Below are 16,822 nucleotides of genomic sequence, written 5' to 3'. Positions count from 1 at the left end.
GCGACGCGAAAGGCAGGCATGAGAATCCTCCTGGTGGAAGACGACCGCAAGGCGGCGCGCCTGCTGGCCCGCGGCTTGCAGGAAGAAGGTTTTGTCGTCGACGTGGCGCATAGCGCGGAAGAGGGCGAGGATGAAAGCTATGCCGTCGATTACGACGCGATCGTGCTGGACTGGATGTTGCCGGGCAAGCAGGGCATCGATTTTTGCCGCGACTTGCGCGCGCGCGGCATCCAGACGCCCGTGCTGATGCTCACGGCGCGCGACGCCACGGCCGACCGGGTGGCGGGCCTGAACACGGGCGCCGACGATTACCTGACCAAGCCGTTCGAATTCGAGGAGCTGCTGGCGCGCATCCGCGCCTTGCTGCGCCGCTCCGACATCAGCCGCCCGCTGGTGCTGGCGCTGGCCGATCTGACGCTCGATCCCGTCAGCCACCAGGCGACGCGGGCCGGCGCGCCACTGGTGCTCACTCCCAAGGAGTATGCGATTCTGTTGATCCTGCTGCGCCAGGCGGGCGAGGTGGTCAGCCGCGCGCGCCTGGCCGAGCAGATCTGGCAGGCGGACCTGATCGGCATCGATAACCTGATTGACGTCCACGTGCGCAACCTGCGGGGCAAGGTCGATGCGCCGGGCTTGCCGCCCTTGATCCACACGGTGCGCGGACGCGGTTTCCGCCTGGCGGAAAACCACGGTGGCTAGCTTTCGCAAACGCTTGCTGCTGGTGCACCTGGCCGTCATTCTCGCCATCGTCGCCTGCACGGCGCTGGCCGGCTACTGGGGCTTGTCGCGCGCCGTGCATGGCCAGCTCGATGCGGCCCTGCTGGCGCTGGCCGAGACGGAAATGGCCATGCTGCCGGCCGCGCCGCGCCAGCCCGTGCAGGTGCACGAGGTGGCGCCGGGCCTGGCGCAGCCCTCATTGACGCGCCTGGACCGCCTGGTGCAGATCATCGATGGCGAAGGCCGCGTGCTGGCGCGCAGCCGCAACCTGGAGGCGGCGCAGCTGCCGGCGCCGACCGCCCTGCTGGCGCGCCTGGCGGCCGGCGAGACCGTCTTCGAGACGCTGCCCAAGTTCGGCGAAGAGCCGCTGCGCATGGTGTCGATTCCCGTGCCCACGTCCGGCGCGGGCCTGGCCGTGCAGGTGGCCGGTTCGCTCGACGACACCAATCACGTGCTGGCCGCGGCCACCGTGCTGTTTGGCGCCATGGCGCTGGCCTTGCTGGCGGCCGTGGGGCTGGCTGGCGAAATGCTCACGCGCCGCGTGCTGGGCGCCATCGACGACGTGGTGGACCAGGCGCATTCGATCGGCGAAGCCAGCCTGCACCAGCGCCTGCCCCATCCCGGCACGCAGGACGAAATCGGCCGCCTGGTCGATACCCTGAACGCCATGCTGGACCGCCTGGAACACGGCTACGATGCGCAGCGCCGTTTCACGGCCGACGCCTCGCACGAATTGCGCTCGCCCCTGTCGCGCCTGCGCACGGAAATTGAAATCACCCTGCGCCGCCCGCGCGAGTCGCCCGAGTATGTCGACGCGCTGGCGTCCTGCCTCGATGAAGTGCAGCGCCTGACGACCCTGGTGGAAGAATTGCTGATGCTCACGCGCCTGGACGTGGGCCAGGAGCGCAATGCCGTGGAAACCATCGCACTCAATCCGCTCGTGCAGGCGGCCGCGCAGCGCCTGGAAAAGGCAGCAGCGCAGCGCGGCATCCGCATTGTCTTCGATGGCAGTGTGCCCGTGCAGGCGCGGGTGGCGGCCGGCCCCGTGGATCTGGTGCTGGCCAACTTGCTCGATAACGCCGTGAAGTTTTCGCCGCCCGACAGCATCATCACCTTGCACGTGGCGCGCGAGGGCGAACAGGCGATCGTCGGCGTGGCGGATGCAGGACCGGGCATCGGCGTGGAAGACTTGCCGCATCTGTTCGAACGCTTTTACCGGGGTGCCCAGGCGCGGGCGGGCGAGGCGCCCGGCTTTGGCCTGGGACTGGCCCTGTCGCAAGCCATCGTGCATGCGTATGGCGGCAGCATCGAGGCGCAGAACCGCCCGCAAGGCGGCGCCTTGTTCCTCATGCGCCTGCCGGCCTCAGATTGAAGGCGCGACGCCTTCCCAGCGCACTTGCCGTACTTGCGGCCAGGCGCCCGCGCGGTTGACGAAGCGCACCAGCACGGCGCGCTGCACGGCCTGGCACAGCACCGTGGCGATCAGCTGCACCACTTGCCGGGCTTCGTCCCAGCTGCGCAGCATTTGCGACGGGGCCAGGCCCGCGCCTTTGAGTTCGGCCAGCAGCAGGCGCACCACGTGGTCGGCTTGCGCGGCAGGGCAGGTGACGGTCAGGCGGTAGGTGGCCACGACAGGCGCTTGCCTGGCAAACCAGTGAAAGAATTTTTTCATCATCAGACTCCCCGTTCGGCGACAAATTCCGCGTTGTTGACCAGCGCCCAGCGCACGGCCGAGACGCTGCCTTCCAGGCTGACCTGGCTGACGATCTGCTCCAGCAATCCCAGGCTGGACAGGGGCGTGAGCAGGTCGGCGCGCACTTCGATGCGCCCGGCGTGCGCGGCATCTTCGCTGTGCAGCGATTGCAGCATCAGCGCCGGCATGCCGCTGATCATGCGCAGCATGAGGTTGCGCACCTGGACTTCCTGCTCCGCCTCGCACACGGCCGTGACGCGGTAGATGCTTTCCGTCTCTATGCCCGCTTCGCTGCCGTGCGCGTTGATGCGTTGCGCCAGGTGGCGCAGCACCAGGTTGGCGATCAGCACGAAGCCCGTGCCGATGGCCGCTTCCAGCGCGAAGCCCAGGCCGCACAGGATGCCGATGGCGGCCGAGCACCACAGGGTGGCGGCCGTGTTCAAGCCCCGCACCGTCATGCCTTCGCGCATGATGACGCCGGCGCCAAGGAATCCAATGCCGGACACCACCTGCGCGGCGATGCGCATATGGCCGGCGCTATCGCCTTCGAGCACGGAAACCATCACGAACAGCGAGGCGCCAACGGATACCAGCGCGTTGGTGCGCAGGCCCGCCATGCGCTGGCGCAGCTGGCGTTCGGCGCCGATCATGGCGCCCAGGGTCAAGGCTGCGGCAACGCGCAGCGCAAAGTCAAATACCACCATCAGTTTCTCCCGGCTGGGGAGGAACAGGCGAGTGCAAGGGCGAAGACAATTCGCCCCGAAAGGGGGCAGCAGACGAATAACGGTGGAACGATGAGGAGGGAAGTGGCGACGAGAGAGTACTGTCGCTGGTAAAACCACACCTTGCCATGGGCAGGGCGGGCGGAATGCGCGCGTCTTGCCTAAGGCCGATCGCCGATGGTCAATCGACTACTGTCACTGGAACAAGCACCCACGAGTCACTCCATATCATTGATAACGGGGACAGTCTAGCCAGTGGGGCAGCTTTGGTCAACTGAAGCTCTCTTCAGGTAGCCGCCGCGTCGTCCCCGCCAATGCGGGGACGGTGAAGGCGACCGGTAGTTCAGTGGGCGTGTGCCTTGCCGTCGTCTGCGGATTCGGCATGCTCACCGCCGCCAAAGAAGCGCGCGGCGCGCTTGCCCAAGCTGTCGAGGTAGGTGTAGGCGACGGGCACCACCACCAGTGTCAGCAAGGTCGAGGTGATCACGCCGCCGATGACGGCGCGGCCCATCGGCGCCTGCGATTCGCCACCGTCGCCCATGCCGATGGCCATCGGCAGCATGCCGAAGACCATCGCCAGGGTCGTCATCAGGATGGGGCGCAGACGCACTTGCCCCGCTTCCATCAGCGCCTCGAACTGCCCCAGGCCTTCGCGCTGGCGCTGGTTGGTGAAGTCGACCAGCAAGATCGCGTTCTTGGTCACTAAGCCCATGAGCATGATGAAGCCGATCACGGAGAAGATGTTCAGGGTGCTGCCCGTAATCAGCAGCGCGGCCAGCACGCCGATCAAGGAGAGCGGCAGGGACACCATGATGGCGATCGGCTGCAAGAAGCTGCCGAACTGCGAGGCCAGCACCAGGTAGATGAAGATAACGGCGATCCCCAGCGCCATCATCGCGCCGCCCATGGTTTCGGCCATCTGCTGCGCATTGCCGGCCACGTCGAAGCGCACGCCCGGTGGCAGGTCGATGGACTTGATGGCTTTCTGCACGTCGGCGTCGACGTCGCCGGCGGGGCGGCCCTGCGTGCCCGCATAGATGGCGACGCGGCGCTGCAAGGCCTGGCGTTTGAGCACTTGCGGGCTGGACGAGGGCACGAATTCGACCACCTGGCGCAGCGGAATCATGACGGGCTTGCCGTTGGCGTCAAGCTTGCTGGATGCCAGCGACAGGTCGGCCAGGTCGGCCACCTTTTGCCGGCCTGATTTGGGCAGCTGCACGTTGACGTCATAGTTTTGTCCATCGGACGCCAGCCAGTGGCTGACCGTGTCGCCCGCAACAAAAGGACGCAGGGCATTGCCGATCTGCTGCACCGACAATCCCAGGTCGCTGGCCAGTTCGTTATTGATCTTCACGGTGGTCGATGGATTGGCGCCTTCCTGGCTGTACTCCATGTCGGCCAGGCCCTTGATGGTGCGCATCTTGTCCATCAGGCGGTGCGCCACCGCATCGAGCTTGCCTTCGTCCGTGCCAAGGATGGCGATGAAGATGGGACGGTTGCCGACGGACAGAGTGATGCCGGCGATCGGCGCCAGGCGTTCGCGGATCAGCTTTTCCAGTTCCTGCTGCGAGCGGCGCTTGTGCGTCTTGAGGTCCGTCAGTTTCAGGTTCACCTCGGCCGCGTTGCGTCCATCGGGCGTGCCGATATTGGCCACCAGGCTGTCGATTTCGGGGAATTCCTTCAGGGCCGTTTCGATCTGGCGCACTTTGCTATCCGTGTATTCGAGGCTGGAGCCGACGGGCGTCTTGAAGCGCAGGTTGACCCAGCCCTGGTCCGTCTCGGGGAACATCTCGCCGCCGATCATGGGCACGAGCATCAGGCTGCCCACGAACAGGGCCACGGCCGTGGCCAGGGTGGTCTTGCGCCAGCGCAGGGCCACTTTCAGTACCTTGCCATACCAGACGTGCAGGCGGTCGATGCCCGTCTCGATCCAGGCCATGAAGCGGCCCAGCCACGGCACGTACTTGAAGCGGTCCTTGACGGGGTCGCGCCAGACGGACGACAGCATGGGGTCAAGCGTGAAGCTGACGAACAGCGAGACGAGCACGGCGACGGCCACGGTGATGCCGAACTGCAGGAAGAAGCGGCCGATGATGCCGTCCATGAAGGCGACAGGGACGAACACGGCGACGATGGCGAATGTGGTGGCCATCACGGCCAGGCCGATCTCATTGGTGCCGTCGTTGGCCGCCTTGTAGTGATTCTTGCCCATGCCCAGGTGGCGCACGATGTTTTCGCGCACGACGATGGCGTCATCGATCAACAGGCCTATGCACAGCGACAGCGCCATCAGGGTCAAAAAGTTCAGCGTAAAACCGAAGGCCTTCATGGCGATGAAGCTGGCCAGCACGGAGATCGGCAGGGTCAAGCCCGTGATGATGGTCGAGCGCCACGAGTGCAGGAACAGGAAGACGATCACCATGGTCAGCACGGCGCCTTCGATGATGGTACGCTTGACGTTATTGAGCTGGCTTTGCACGCGTTCCGATTCGTCGTCGAGCACGCGCAGCTTGATATCGGGCGGCAGGGTCTTTTGCAGGTCCGCCGCCACTTTCAGGATGCCGGTGCCCACTTCGACCACATTGGCGTCCTGCACCTTGGTGATTTCCATCGTCACGGCTTGCTGGCCGTTCATGCGCGAAATCGACAGTTCCTCCTGCTCGCCGTCGACGACGGTGGCCACCTGGTCCAGGTACACGGGGCCGACGGCGCGGCGCGCGACGATGATCTTGCCGAACTCGCGCGCATCCTTGATCTTGCCTTCCACGCGCACCAGCTGTTCGGCCGCGCCATGGCTGATGGAGCCGGCCGGCAGATTGGTATTCGTGGCCTGGATGGCGCGGATGACCTCATCGACGCCGATGCCCTGGGCATTGAGTTCGATCGGCTTCATGCTGATGAGGATCTGGCGCGCGCGCAGGCCGCGCAGCTTGACTTGTCCCACGCCAGCCACGCTCTGGAAGCGCTTGCTGATGATTTGCTCCGTCATGGTCGACAGCGCGCGCAGGTCATGTCCGGTCGATGTCAATACGATGGTGGCGATGGGGCGTTCGTTGTCGCCTTCGGCGCGGGCGATGAACGGGTCCTTGGCTTCTTTCGGGAAGCGCGGACGCACCAGGGCCACCTTGTCGCGCAAGTCCTGCATGGCCTTGTCCATATTCGTCGACAGCTCGAATTCCAGGTAGACGCCGGCGCGTCCTTCCCACGAGTTGGCGCGGATGGTCTTGATGCCGCTGACGGTGTTGACGGCGTCCTCGATGGGGCGCGTGATGTCGTTTTCCACGGCTTCGGGCGAGGCGCCCGGATAGTTCACTTCAATGGCGGCGAACGGGAACTGCACGCTGGGCATGCTTTCCACGCCCAGGCCACGGTAGGAGAAGATGCCGAGCACCACCAGCGCCACCATGACCATGGTGGCGAAGACGGGGTTTTGAATACTGACTTTGGTCATCCACATGGCTTAATCCTTCCGTGCCAGCACGGCTGCCGGCGCGGCGGGCACGGTTGGGGAGGTGGCTGGCGCGGCGAAGGTCACGCTGTGGCCCGGCTTGACGCCATCGAGTTTGGCGATGATGACTTTCGCGCCCGGCACCAGGCCGGAGGTGACTTCCGCATAGCCTTCATCCTCGTTGCGCAAGCCCAGAGTGACGGGCTGGGCGACGACCTTGTTGTTCACCAGCGCATACACGACGGGGCCCTGCTTTTCATTGCGCACGGCCGTCAGGGGCACCAGCGGCGCCACGACTGATCGCTCGGTGACGATGCTGCCCTTGGCGAACATGCCGCCGCGCAGCGCGCCATCGCCATTGTCGACGGCGATGTAGACGAGCATGGCGCGCGAGCCGCTCTCGGTGGTGGGGTTGATGCGCGTGACCTTGCCGGCGAAGTCGCGCGCGCCGAAGCCGTCGACCTTGAAATGCACGTCCTGGCCCAGCTTGATGCGGGGGATTTCCGCGCTGGGCACGGGCGCTTCCAGGGTCAGTTGCGCCAGGTTGACGATGGTGTAGACGGGCATGTCGGGCGAGACTTTTTCGCCGGCCTGCAGGTGGCGCTTGCTGACGATGCCGGCCATCGGCGCGCGGATCACGGTGTCGGCCAGCGCGATGCGGGCGATGTCGACCATCGCGGCGGCGGACTTCACATTGGCGCGCGCCAGGTCGACCGAGTTTTGCGTCGTGTCGTAGGCCGTTTGCGAAATGTATTTTTGCTTGAGCAGGGCCTGGCTATTCGCTTCATTCTTGCCGGCCATCGACAATCGCGCCTGCGCTTCGTCGAGCATGGCTTGCTGCTGCGTCAGGCGGGCGCGCAGGTCGGCCGCGTCCAGACGCACGAGGATTTGCCCATTCGCCACTTGCTGGCCTTCCTGCAAGGTGGTTGCCTCGATCACGCCGGAAACCTTGGCCTTGATGGTGGCCTGGGTCAAGGGCGCCAGCGAACCGGACAGGGGCAGGCTGATGGACAGCGCGCGCGCGGCAATGGCGGCCACGTCGCCCTGCGCCAGTTCATGTACGGGCGTCTTTTCCTGTTCCTTCTTCTTGCTCGCCTGCAGTTCGGCCGCCTTGGCGGCCTGCTGCTTCGATTGCATCACCGTCCAGCCGCCGCCGGCCAGGCCCAGCACGACGAGGATCAGCACGGGGGTACGCCAGCGCCGGCGGCGCGTGGCGGCAAGGGGGGAGGCGGGGGGCAGGGTCTCGTTTTTCATAGGTTTTTTTCAGGAGCGGCGCAGGGCTTCGGCGCCAGGTCTCGGTACGGCCGGCCTGTCGCTGGCCGGGAGAATTCGGGTAGCGCATCACCGTGGTGGCCGCAGGCAGCACGCCTGCCGCTGCGGCCGTTCACGGCGATGCGCATGTTGCCACTTTAGGAAGATTCAAGTCCGGCCGCCATACCCGTGCGACAGATTGCACAAAATCGGGGCTGGAATGCAAAAAACGGCGACCGGAACCAACTTGCCCGCGTCGACGCCGCGCACGTCACGATGCTTGCGCATCCTCAAGAAGCCGATTCGCCGGCGCGCAAGAATGGTCAGGATGGTTGCGCCACCGGACAGGCCATACGCCCGCCGGTCGCCGCGCGGCCGCGCCACGGGGGGCTGATGTCTGATCGGATTGCCGGAGCCGCCCCGTCGCCGGGCCGTTTGCTGGCCGCTGCCGAACCGCAGGCGGGCGCGGCCGGCAAGGCGCTCGATTTGCTGTCCATCATCGTTGCCGCCGTCGAACAGGCACCGGGCCTGGCCGTGCGCGGCATCGACCGCGATGGCATCGTGCGCTACTGGAGTGTTGGCGCCGCGCGCCTGTATGGCGTGACGGCCGAGCTGGCGCTGGGCCAGCCGTGGGCCAGGGTGGCCGCCGCGCTGCCGGATGCCGCCACCGTGGCCGGGGAGCTTGCCGGTGAACTGGCGGCCGTGTGGGAGAGCGGCAAGGCGCGCAGCACGCGTCTGTGGAAGCTGGGCGCCGACGGGGCCACGCCGCGCTGCATCTGTTCCACCGTATTCCCCGTCATGCAGTCCGGACACGTGCGGCAAGTGGTCTGCATCGATGTCGACATCACGGCCAGCGGCCAGGATGGCGCCGCGCAGGGCGCCTTGCTGCTGATGGGCGACAATTTCCGCCAGCTGTACCAGAAATCCGCCGATGCCATTCTGCTGCTGCGCGACGAGCATATCGCCGAGGCGAATCCGGCCGCCATTGCCCTGTTTCAATGTGAAGACCGGCAGCGGCTGCTGGGGCGCCGTCTCAGCGATTTTTCCCCCTTGCGCCAGCCTGATGGCGCATTGTCCTCGTTGCACGGCACGCAACTGGCGGCGCAGGCCCACGCGGACGGCAATTGCCGCTACGATTGGCGCTATCAGACGTGCACGGGCGAGCTGTTCTGGGGCGAAGTGCTGCTCACGTCCGTCACGCTCGACCACACCTATCTGTTTTATGCCGTGATCCGCGATATTTCCTCGCGCAAACTGGCCGAGCGGGCTCTGTACCTGTCGGCACAGGTGGTCGAGCATGCGCGCGAGGCCATCGTCGTGCTGGACCCGCAGCAGCGCGTCGTCAGCATGAATCCCGCGTACAGCGAGATCAGCGGCTACAGCCTGGACGACATGCTTAGTAAACCGTTCGTCCTGCAGGGCGTGGAGCCGGATGCGCCCGCGTTTTTCGACCATGTGTGGGACGAAGTCGAGGCGAACGGTTATTGGCAAGGCGACATCATGGGTCAGCGCAAGGCGGGCGGGCGCTACCCGGCCTGGCTGTCGCTGACGGCCATCCGCGACCCGCAGGGGCAATTGAGCAATTACCTGGCCATCCTCAGCGACATCAGCGAGCGCAAGAAAAACGAGGAACACACGCGCCACCTGGCCGAGCACGATTTCCTCACCGACTTGCCGAACCGGGTGCTGCTGCTGGATCGGCTGTCGCTGGCGCTGGCGGCCGCGCGGCGCAAGCTGAGCATGCTGGCCATCCTGTACCTGGACCTCGACCACTTCAAGCACATCAACGACAGCATGGGCCACCACGTGGGCGACTTGCTGCTCAAGGAAGTGGCGCGGCGCCTCGTGCGCTGCGTGCGCGGCGTGGACACGGTCAGCCGGCATGGCGGCGACGAGTTCGTCATCATCCTGGCCGAGGTGGGCGGCATCGACCAGGTGGCCCACGTGGCGGCCAGCCTGCTGCATGCCGTGACGCAGGTGTACCAGCTGGGCGACTACGAACTGCATGTGTCGACCTCGATCGGCGTGGCCATCTTTCCCAGCGATGGCGACGGCATCGACAGCCTCGTGCACAACGCCGACATCGCCATGTACCACGCCAAGGAAAGCGGGCGCAATAATTTCCAGTTTTTCAATGCCGAGATGAATGCGCAAATCGTTGAGCGGGCCAGCCTGGAGCAGGGCTTGCGCGAAGCGCTGGGACGCGATGAATTCGTGCTGGAGTTCCAGCCCGCGCTCGATGTCGCCAGCGGGCAGATCCTCGGCGCCGAAGCGCTGCTGCGCTGGCGCCACCCGCAACTGGGCGTGCTGCCGCCCGAGCGCTTCATCGCCGTGGCCGAGGAATGCGGCTTGATGGTGTCGATCGGCAACTGGGTGCTGCGCCACGCCTGCCTGCGCGCGCGCGCCTGGCACGATGCGGGCCATGACTGGCGCGTAGCCGTGAATCTGTCGCCGGCGCAATGCCTGCACAATAATTTATTGCTCAGCGTACAAGAGGCGCTGGCCGTGTCGGGTTTGCCCGCCGGCTGCCTGGAACTGGAAGTGACGGAATCGTTGCTGATGAAGGGCGGCGCGCGCCTGGCCGGCGTGCTGGCGCAACTGCGCGCGCTGGGCGCCAGGCTGGCCATTGACGACTTCGGCACCGGCTATTCGCGCCTGGCCAATCTGCGCCATTACCCGGTGGATAAACTCAAGATCGACCCCTCGTTTCTGCCCACCGCCGATGGCGCGGCAGGCGAGTCCGACACGGCCGTCGCCGCCACCATCATCGCCATGGCGCGCGAACTGCAATTGACGGTGATCGCCGAAGGCGTGGAAACGGCGCAGCAGCTGGCGTATCTGCGGGGGCAGGGTTGCCAGCAATACCAGGGGCGCTATGCCAGCGCGCAAGTGGAGGGCAGCGTGCTGGCGAAGTTGTTACATTAGTTATTGCATTAGTGACAGAGTTAATCAATGTTTCCCAGCAGCTTGATGCGCGCCAGCACCTGGCCATGGTCGGACGCATATGGCAAGCCCAGCAGCAAATGGTCGTTGAGATAAGTCACTTCCTGCAGCACGCCGATGGCGCGCGGCGAGGCAGGATGAAAATGTTCGGACACGAGAATGTGGTCGATCGTCATGTAGGCGCTGTCGTGGATATTCGTGTAGCCCACGTGGCGCAGGGCATCCTGGCGCAGCTGGATGGCGTTGGCGTCGTACAGGCGCGCGCGCATTTCCGGCATGTCACCATGCGGTTCGCACGGCGCGCCCGCGCCCATGACGATGGCCGTGGTGACGGCATTGGCGATGTCGTTGAAGTCGCCCAGCACGATGCGGGGACGGCCGCTGTGGCCCAGTTCGCTTGCCAGCACGCGCAGGGCCACGGCTTCCGCGCCGCGCCGCTGCAGCGAGCGCAGGTTGGCCAGCGCGTAGCTGGCCGCATCGTAGCCGTCGCCATGGCGGTAATCGGGCCGGCGCGATTTCAAATGCACGACGACCACATCCGTGAGCTGTCCACCAGGCAAGATGACCTGGACGTGCAGGGGGGCGCGGGCAAAGCGGCAGGCGTTGTCCTCGGCGGACACGCTCACGCCGGTAGGAAAATCCGCCCAGGCAACACCAGCGCCGGCCAGCGGCAGGCGCGACACGAGCGCCACCGTGGGCAGCATGCGCCCGCTAGCATCCATCGCGTCGTAGCCGGCCACGGTGGCTTCGCGGTAATGGCGCGTGCGCGACAGCACGTCGCGCAAGGCCGCTTGCGAGAAAATTTCCTGGAAAGCGATCACGTCGGCGTCGAGCAGGTCGATCTGCCGCGCCGTCCACTCCGCCTTGGCTGCGTATTGCGCCGGGCTCAACGGTTCCAGGTTGTCATACAATTTCGCCCCGGCGGGGGCAAGGTTGCAGACATTGAATGTGGCAAAGCGGATTTCTTCCTGCATAATTAGCACTCCTCACTGAACGATCAGCGTATCACGCATGGCTAAAAAAGAGCATATTTCCGAAACCCAGGCGACGCAGCTGCTGCGCAAGCATCAAGTTTCCTTTGAAGAACATCCGTATCCGTACGAAGAGCACGGCGGTACCAGCGTCTCGGCGCGCGAACTTGGCGTGCCCGAGCACTCTGTGATCAAGACCCTGGTGATGCAGGACGAGGCGGCCAAGCCGATGATCGTGCTCATGCATGGCGATTGCAAGGTGTCGACCAAGAACCTGGCGCGTGGCATCGGCTGCAAGTCCGTCGAGCCGTGCAAGCCGGAAGTGGCGCAGCGCCATTCCGGCTACATGATCGGCGGCACCTCGCCGTTCGGCACGAAGAAGGCCATGCCCGTGTACGTGGAAGAGTCGATCCTGGCGCTCGAACGCATCTACATCAATGGCGGGCGGCGCGGTTTCCTCGTCTCGCTGGCGCCGCAGGTGCTGCTCGATTTGCTCAAGGCCAAGCCGGTGCAGTGCGCCTTGCAGGATTAAGAAAACTGGATACCGCCCTGTCCGCGGACCGGGCGCTGGTGTATATTCTGCTGCGCCAGCCTCGATGCTGGTGTAATAAACACAATAAAGGGAAGAAATGAATCCAGTAATCACAACCGTGGCAATGACAGTGGCCGCTTACTTGCTCGGCTCGATATCGTTTGCCGTGGTGATGAGCAAGGTCTACGGCATTGCCGATCCGCGCACCTATGGCTCGAAAAATCCGGGCGCCACGAATGTGCTGCGCAGCGGCAACAAGGGCGCCGCCATCATGACCCTGCTGGGCGATGGCGCCAAGGGCTGGCTTGCCGTGTTCCTGGCCGACCATTTTTCTACTGCGCTGGGTGTGGGCGACATGGCCGTGGCCCTGGTGGCCATCGCCGTTTTTCTTGGCCATTTGTGGCCCGTGTTCTTCCGCTTTGTCGGCGGCAAGGGCGTGGCCACGGCCCTCGGCGTGCTGCTGGGCATCAATCCATGGCTGGGCCTGGCTACCCTGGCCACCTGGCTGATCATTGCCTACGCGTTTCGCTATTCCTCGCTGGCAGCGCTGGTGGCGGCCCTGTTCGCGCCGTTTTACTATGGCTTGCTGTTCGGCGTCGATCCCATCTTGCTGTCCGTCATCGTCATGAGCGTGCTGCTGGCTTACCGCCACAGCCAGAACATCGCGAACTTGCTCTCTGGTAAGGAAAGCAAGATCGGTGGCAAGAAGGATGCGGCCAAGGCGCCCGTCAAGAAAAAGTAAGCGCTTGATTTCCCGCGGCCCGCACGCATATGCTGTGCTTGCGGCGCCGCGCGGTGCGGCCGCCACCGATTCGCGCAAAGGCTGCCCACCATGACTGTTTCCACCACCTCCGCCACACCCGTCCCCGTCCGTATCGATTTCGTCTCCGACGTTTCCTGCCCCTGGTGCGTGGTCGGCCTGAAATCGCTGGAGCAGGCGCTGGACAAGCTGCAAGACACCGTCCAGGCCGACATCCACTTCCAGCCCTTCGAACTGAACGCCAATATGCCGCCTGAAGGCGAGGATATCGGCGAGCACATTGCCCGCAAATACGGTTCCACCCCGGAACAGATGGCGCAGTCGCGCGAAGCCATCCGTGCGCGCGGCGAGCAGCTGGGCTTTACCTTCGCCATGGACAAGCGCGGCCGCATCTACAACACCTTCGACGCGCACCGTCTGCTGCACTGGGCCGCACTGGAAGGGCGCCAGAAAGAACTCAAGATGGCGCTGTTCGATGCCTACTTTACGCAGGGACAAAATCCCTCGTCGCACGAAGTACTGCTGAAAGTGGCGGGCAAGGTGGGGCTAGACACCGTGAAAGCGGCCGACGTGCTGGCCTCCGGCGCCTATGCGGACGAGGTGCGCGCGCAGGAACAGTTCTATCAGCAAAATGGCATCAACTCGGTACCGGCCGTCATCATCAACGAGCGCCACCTGATTTCCGGCGGCCAGCCGCCCGAAGTGTTCGAGCAAGCCTTGCGCCAGATCATCGCCGGCGCCTGAACCAGGCGCCAATGGCGCGCGCCATGGCGGACTTTTTGCGCTACACTCGGCGCAGAAGGAGGATAGTCAAATGCCAACAGCCCGCTGGAATGGCGCCGTCATCGCGCAAGCCACCGATGCGCAGGTGCAAGTCGTTGAAAACAATGTATATTTTCCTTTGTCGGCAGTGACGCAGGACTACCTGCGTCCCAGCAGCCACACGAGCGTCTGCCCGTGGAAGGGCACGGCCAGCTATTACGACGTCGTCGTCGATGGCCAGACGAATGCCAACGCGGCCTCGGTTTACCCCGAGCCCAAGGATGCCGCCAAGCAAATTGCCGGTCACGTCGCCTTCTGGCGTGGCGTCAGCGTCGAGCGCTGACCTGGCTCCCCCAATTTCCCGATAAAGAAAGCAGACGATGGATTTACGCCTCGCCGTGTACCAACTCGCCTCGGCCCATGCGCTCGATGCCCAACAAACCCGGCAGTTGCAGGAAGTGGCCGGCTTCCAGCGCGAACCGGCGCGCCTGGCCTACTGGCTGCCGCGCGGCGTGGCCGTGCTGGGCGCCGTGCTGCTGGGCATGGGGCTGATCTGCTGGGTCGCCGCCAACTGGGAAGACTTCGGCCGCATGGGCCGCTTCGCGCTGCTGCAAGCGGTGCTGGCCGCCGCTTGCGTGGGCGCGTTTGCCGTGCCCAGGGCGAGAGTCCCCTTGCTGCTGCTGGCCTTGCTGGCCATCGGCGGCCTGTTCGCTTACTTCGGCCAGACGTACCAGACGGGCGCTGATCCGTGGCAGCTGTTCGCCCTGTGGGCCGTGCTGGCCTTGCCCCTGTGTTTTGTCGCGCGCAGCGACGTGCTGTGGACGCCGTGGATGCTGATACTGGCGACGGCCGCCACCCTGTGGATGCAGGCGCAGGCGCGCCATAGCTGGCGCATCGATTCGGCCGACCTGGGCATTTTCGTCAGCGGCTGGCTGGCCGTGCTGCTTGCCTGTGCGTTTGTCTCGCCTCTGCTGGCGCGCTGGACGGGCGCGGGCAGCTGGGCCTTGCGCCTGGGCCTGGTGCTTGCCACCATCCTCATCACGGGCACGGCCGTCAGCGCCCTGTTCGGCCACGATATCGAATCACCGTACTGGGCCGGACTGGGCTTGCTGCTCGTGGCCGGCGTCTTGCTGGCCACCGGCCGGTTCTTTGACGTGTTCGGCCTGAGCGCCGTCGCGCTCGGTATCAACACCTTGCTGGTGGGCGGCCTGACGCACGTGCTGTTCAACGGCCAGGGCGATGGCGTGGGCGCGCTGGCCATGCTGGGCTTGCTGGCCGCCGTGCTGCTGGCCTTGACCGTGCAAGGCATTTTGTGGCGCACGCGCCGGGAGACGGCATGAACAATGTGAATAGTCAACGAGCCGACGCGCTCGCCACCCTGATCGACGACGCTACGCGCGCCGGCCTGTTGCCGCCCAACGCTACCCGTCCCGTGCAGGATGTTCGGCCGTGGCCGCTGGTGCTGATGACGGCGTTCGGCGCCTGGCTGGCTGCCATTCCCCTGATGATCGCGCTGGGCGTGGGCCTGGAAAGCGTCGTGCGCCACGGTCCCGGCGCGTATGTCGTGGCCGCCATCGTGCTGGTCGTGGCCGTGCTGCTGATCCGCGCGCGCGGCGTGGCGCTGTTCGTCGAGCAGCTGGCCGTGCCCTGCCTGCTGGTGGGCGGCGGCTTGCTCGGCTATGCCCTGTACCGCGACTATTCCACGCAGACGGCGTCGCTGCTGTTGTGCCTGGCATGTCTGATGGTGGCCGCCGCCTTGCCGCGCGACTGGCTGCGCGTGTTGCTGGGCCTGGTCGCCTGCGGCTTGCTGGGACTGGGCATCGTCGATAGTACGCGCGACTGGATTTTCGAGAACGATCCCACGGAGCTGTATTTTGCCTGGATGCTGGCCCTGGCCTTCTGGCTGGCCGCCCACTGGCTGCAGAAGCAAGCGTTCAACGATGGCCGCGGCGCACCCGTCGCCGCCTTTCTGGAATCGCTGTCGACGGGGTGGGTCCTGGCAATCTTGCTGGGGCTGGTCTTCTGGTCCGGCATGACCTTCATGCTGGGTGGCGCCTTGGGCGGTGGCTTTGCCGGCGAAGTGGCGCGCGAAGTGACGCGGCACCAGGGTATCGCCTGGTATGCGCAAGCCTTGAATGGCGTCTCGCTCGTGCTGGCTGCGGCGGCCGCTGCCTGGACGGGATGGCGCTGGCCCGCATTGCGCCAGTTGCCGGCCATCGGCGTGGCGCTGGTGCTGATCGTGCTGTCCTGGTTCATGCCGGCGCTGGGGCCCGTGCTGCTGATCCTCGCGTATTGCGTGACGAGCGGGCGCTCGCGCGTGGCCGTGGCGGCCGCGCTGGCGGCGGCGTGGATCATCGGCAGCTTTTATTATCAGCTGGCCTGGCCGCTGGCCAGCAAGGCGGCGCTGCTGGCCGTGGCCGGCGCCGTGCTGTGCGCGCTGTCGTGGCTGGCCACGCGCGGCGCCGTGCTGCACCTGGTGGAAAGCAAACCGGCGGACGTGGTTCTGGAGCACCGCGCTGTGCGCCTGGGCGTGCTGGGCGGCTTGCTGCTGGTGCTGCTGGTGGCCAATGGCGGCATCTGGCAAAAAGAGCAGCTGATTGCCAAAGGACAAGCGATCTTCGTGGAACTGGCGCCCGTCGATCCCCGCTCGCTGATGCAGGGCGACTATATGCGCCTCAATTTCCAGGGCCTCGGCGTGCTGTCCACCCTGGCCAGCGTGGAGCGGGCGCCCGGCCGGCCCCTCGTGGTGGCCACGCGCGATGCACGCGGCGTGGCGGAACTGCTGCGCCCGTACACCAGCGAGGCGCTGGCGCCCGGCGAATTCCTGCTCGAACTGACGCCGAAGGATGGGAACTGGGTGCTGGTCAGCGATGCCTGGTTCTTCAAGGAAGGCGAGGCGGCGCGCTGGGAAAAGGCCCGCTATGGCGAGTTCCGCGTGCTGCCCGACGGCCGCGCCTTGCTGGTGGGCATGCGTGGCCCGGAGCTGGAGAAGCTGTAGCGCGGGACCACTATGGGGCGGGCAT

14 protein-coding genes are annotated in these 16,822 nt (G+C 65.5%); 9 read left to right on the top strand and 5 right to left on the bottom strand.

Annotated features, from left to right (window positions below; translation table 11 throughout):
* The first annotated feature begins 18 nt into the window (after positions 1-18).
* Both P9875_RS25635 and P9875_RS25630 read left to right on the top strand, forming a co-directional pair.
* Positions 19-699: a response regulator transcription factor gene (locus P9875_RS25635; RefSeq protein WP_070287908.1), complete on the top strand. Its 681-nt coding sequence runs from the start codon at positions 19-21 to the stop codon at positions 697-699.
* Positions 692-2,089, top strand: a complete 1,398-nt coding sequence (locus P9875_RS25630; protein ID WP_278316960.1) for a sensor histidine kinase — start codon at positions 692-694, stop codon at positions 2,087-2,089. The genes P9875_RS25635 and P9875_RS25630 overlap by 8 nt, the downstream gene beginning before the upstream one ends.
* Here the strand turns inward: P9875_RS25630 and P9875_RS25625 are convergent.
* The 4 genes from P9875_RS25625 to P9875_RS25610 form a co-directional block, all read right to left on the bottom strand.
* Complete coding sequence (locus P9875_RS25625) at positions 2,081-2,392, bottom strand: hypothetical protein (protein WP_158301083.1); 312 nt, start codon at positions 2,390-2,392, stop codon at positions 2,081-2,083. The two genes, P9875_RS25630 and P9875_RS25625, sit on opposite strands and share 9 nt — an antisense overlap.
* Positions 2,392-3,114, bottom strand: a complete 723-nt coding sequence (locus tag P9875_RS25620; protein WP_035821955.1) for an MgtC/SapB family protein — start codon at positions 3,112-3,114, stop codon at positions 2,392-2,394. Before P9875_RS25620 ends, P9875_RS25625 begins: the two co-directional genes overlap by 1 nt.
* Before the next feature lie 361 nt (positions 3,115-3,475).
* A complete protein-coding gene (locus P9875_RS25615) occupies positions 3,476-6,589 on the bottom strand; it encodes an efflux RND transporter permease subunit (RefSeq protein ID WP_278316959.1) in 3,114 nt (1,037 codons plus the stop codon).
* Positions 6,590-6,592: 3 nt separating this feature from the next.
* Positions 6,593-7,834 carry an efflux RND transporter periplasmic adaptor subunit gene (locus P9875_RS25610; protein WP_278316958.1) on the bottom strand — a complete coding sequence of 414 codons (1,242 nt, stop codon included), beginning with the start codon at positions 7,832-7,834 and terminating at the stop codon, positions 6,593-6,595.
* A 390-nt stretch (positions 7,835-8,224) separates the two neighbouring features.
* Here P9875_RS25610 and P9875_RS25605 point away from each other — a divergent pair, with 390 nt between their 5' ends.
* Entirely contained in the window at positions 8,225-10,756 is a 2,532-nt protein-coding gene (locus tag P9875_RS25605; RefSeq protein WP_278316957.1) for a sensor domain-containing protein, read from the top strand.
* A 20-nt stretch (positions 10,757-10,776) separates the two neighbouring features.
* Here the strand turns inward: P9875_RS25605 and P9875_RS25600 are convergent, their stop codons facing one another.
* Entirely contained in the window at positions 10,777-11,748 is a 972-nt protein-coding gene (locus tag P9875_RS25600; protein WP_278316956.1) for an endonuclease/exonuclease/phosphatase family protein, read from the bottom strand.
* 37 nt (positions 11,749-11,785) lie between these two features.
* On the opposite strand from P9875_RS25600, the gene ybaK reads away from it, so the two are divergent.
* From ybaK to P9875_RS25570, 6 genes are all read left to right on the top strand, one after another.
* A complete protein-coding gene (gene ybaK, locus P9875_RS25595) occupies positions 11,786-12,277 on the top strand; it encodes a Cys-tRNA(Pro) deacylase (RefSeq protein WP_035821947.1) in 492 nt (163 codons plus the stop codon).
* Positions 12,278-12,374: 97 nt separating this feature from the next.
* Positions 12,375-13,019, top strand: coding sequence for a glycerol-3-phosphate 1-O-acyltransferase PlsY (plsY, locus tag P9875_RS25590; protein ID WP_235211734.1), 645 nt, complete (start codon positions 12,375-12,377; stop codon positions 13,017-13,019).
* 90 nt (positions 13,020-13,109) lie between these two features.
* Positions 13,110-13,781, top strand: a complete 672-nt coding sequence (locus P9875_RS25585; RefSeq protein ID WP_099401516.1) for a DsbA family oxidoreductase — start codon at positions 13,110-13,112, stop codon at positions 13,779-13,781.
* Positions 13,782-13,851: 70 nt separating this feature from the next.
* Positions 13,852-14,142, top strand: a complete 291-nt coding sequence (locus P9875_RS25580) for a DUF427 domain-containing protein (RefSeq protein WP_278316955.1) — start codon at positions 13,852-13,854, stop codon at positions 14,140-14,142.
* 37 nt (positions 14,143-14,179) lie between these two features.
* Positions 14,180-15,139: a DUF2157 domain-containing protein gene (locus tag P9875_RS25575; RefSeq protein ID WP_278316954.1), complete on the top strand. Its 960-nt coding sequence runs from the start codon at positions 14,180-14,182 to the stop codon at positions 15,137-15,139.
* Positions 15,136-16,797, top strand: a complete 1,662-nt coding sequence (locus P9875_RS25570; protein ID WP_099401795.1) for a GDYXXLXY domain-containing protein — start codon at positions 15,136-15,138, stop codon at positions 16,795-16,797. Before P9875_RS25575 ends, P9875_RS25570 begins: the two co-directional genes overlap by 4 nt.
* Positions 16,798-16,822 lie beyond the last annotated feature (25 nt).

Origin of the sequence: Janthinobacterium rivuli (assembly GCF_029690045.1) — a bacterium.
Taxonomy (GTDB): Bacteria; Pseudomonadota; Gammaproteobacteria; order Burkholderiales; family Burkholderiaceae_D; genus Janthinobacterium; species Janthinobacterium rivuli.
This window is presented reverse-complemented; position numbering and strand designations above follow the sequence as displayed.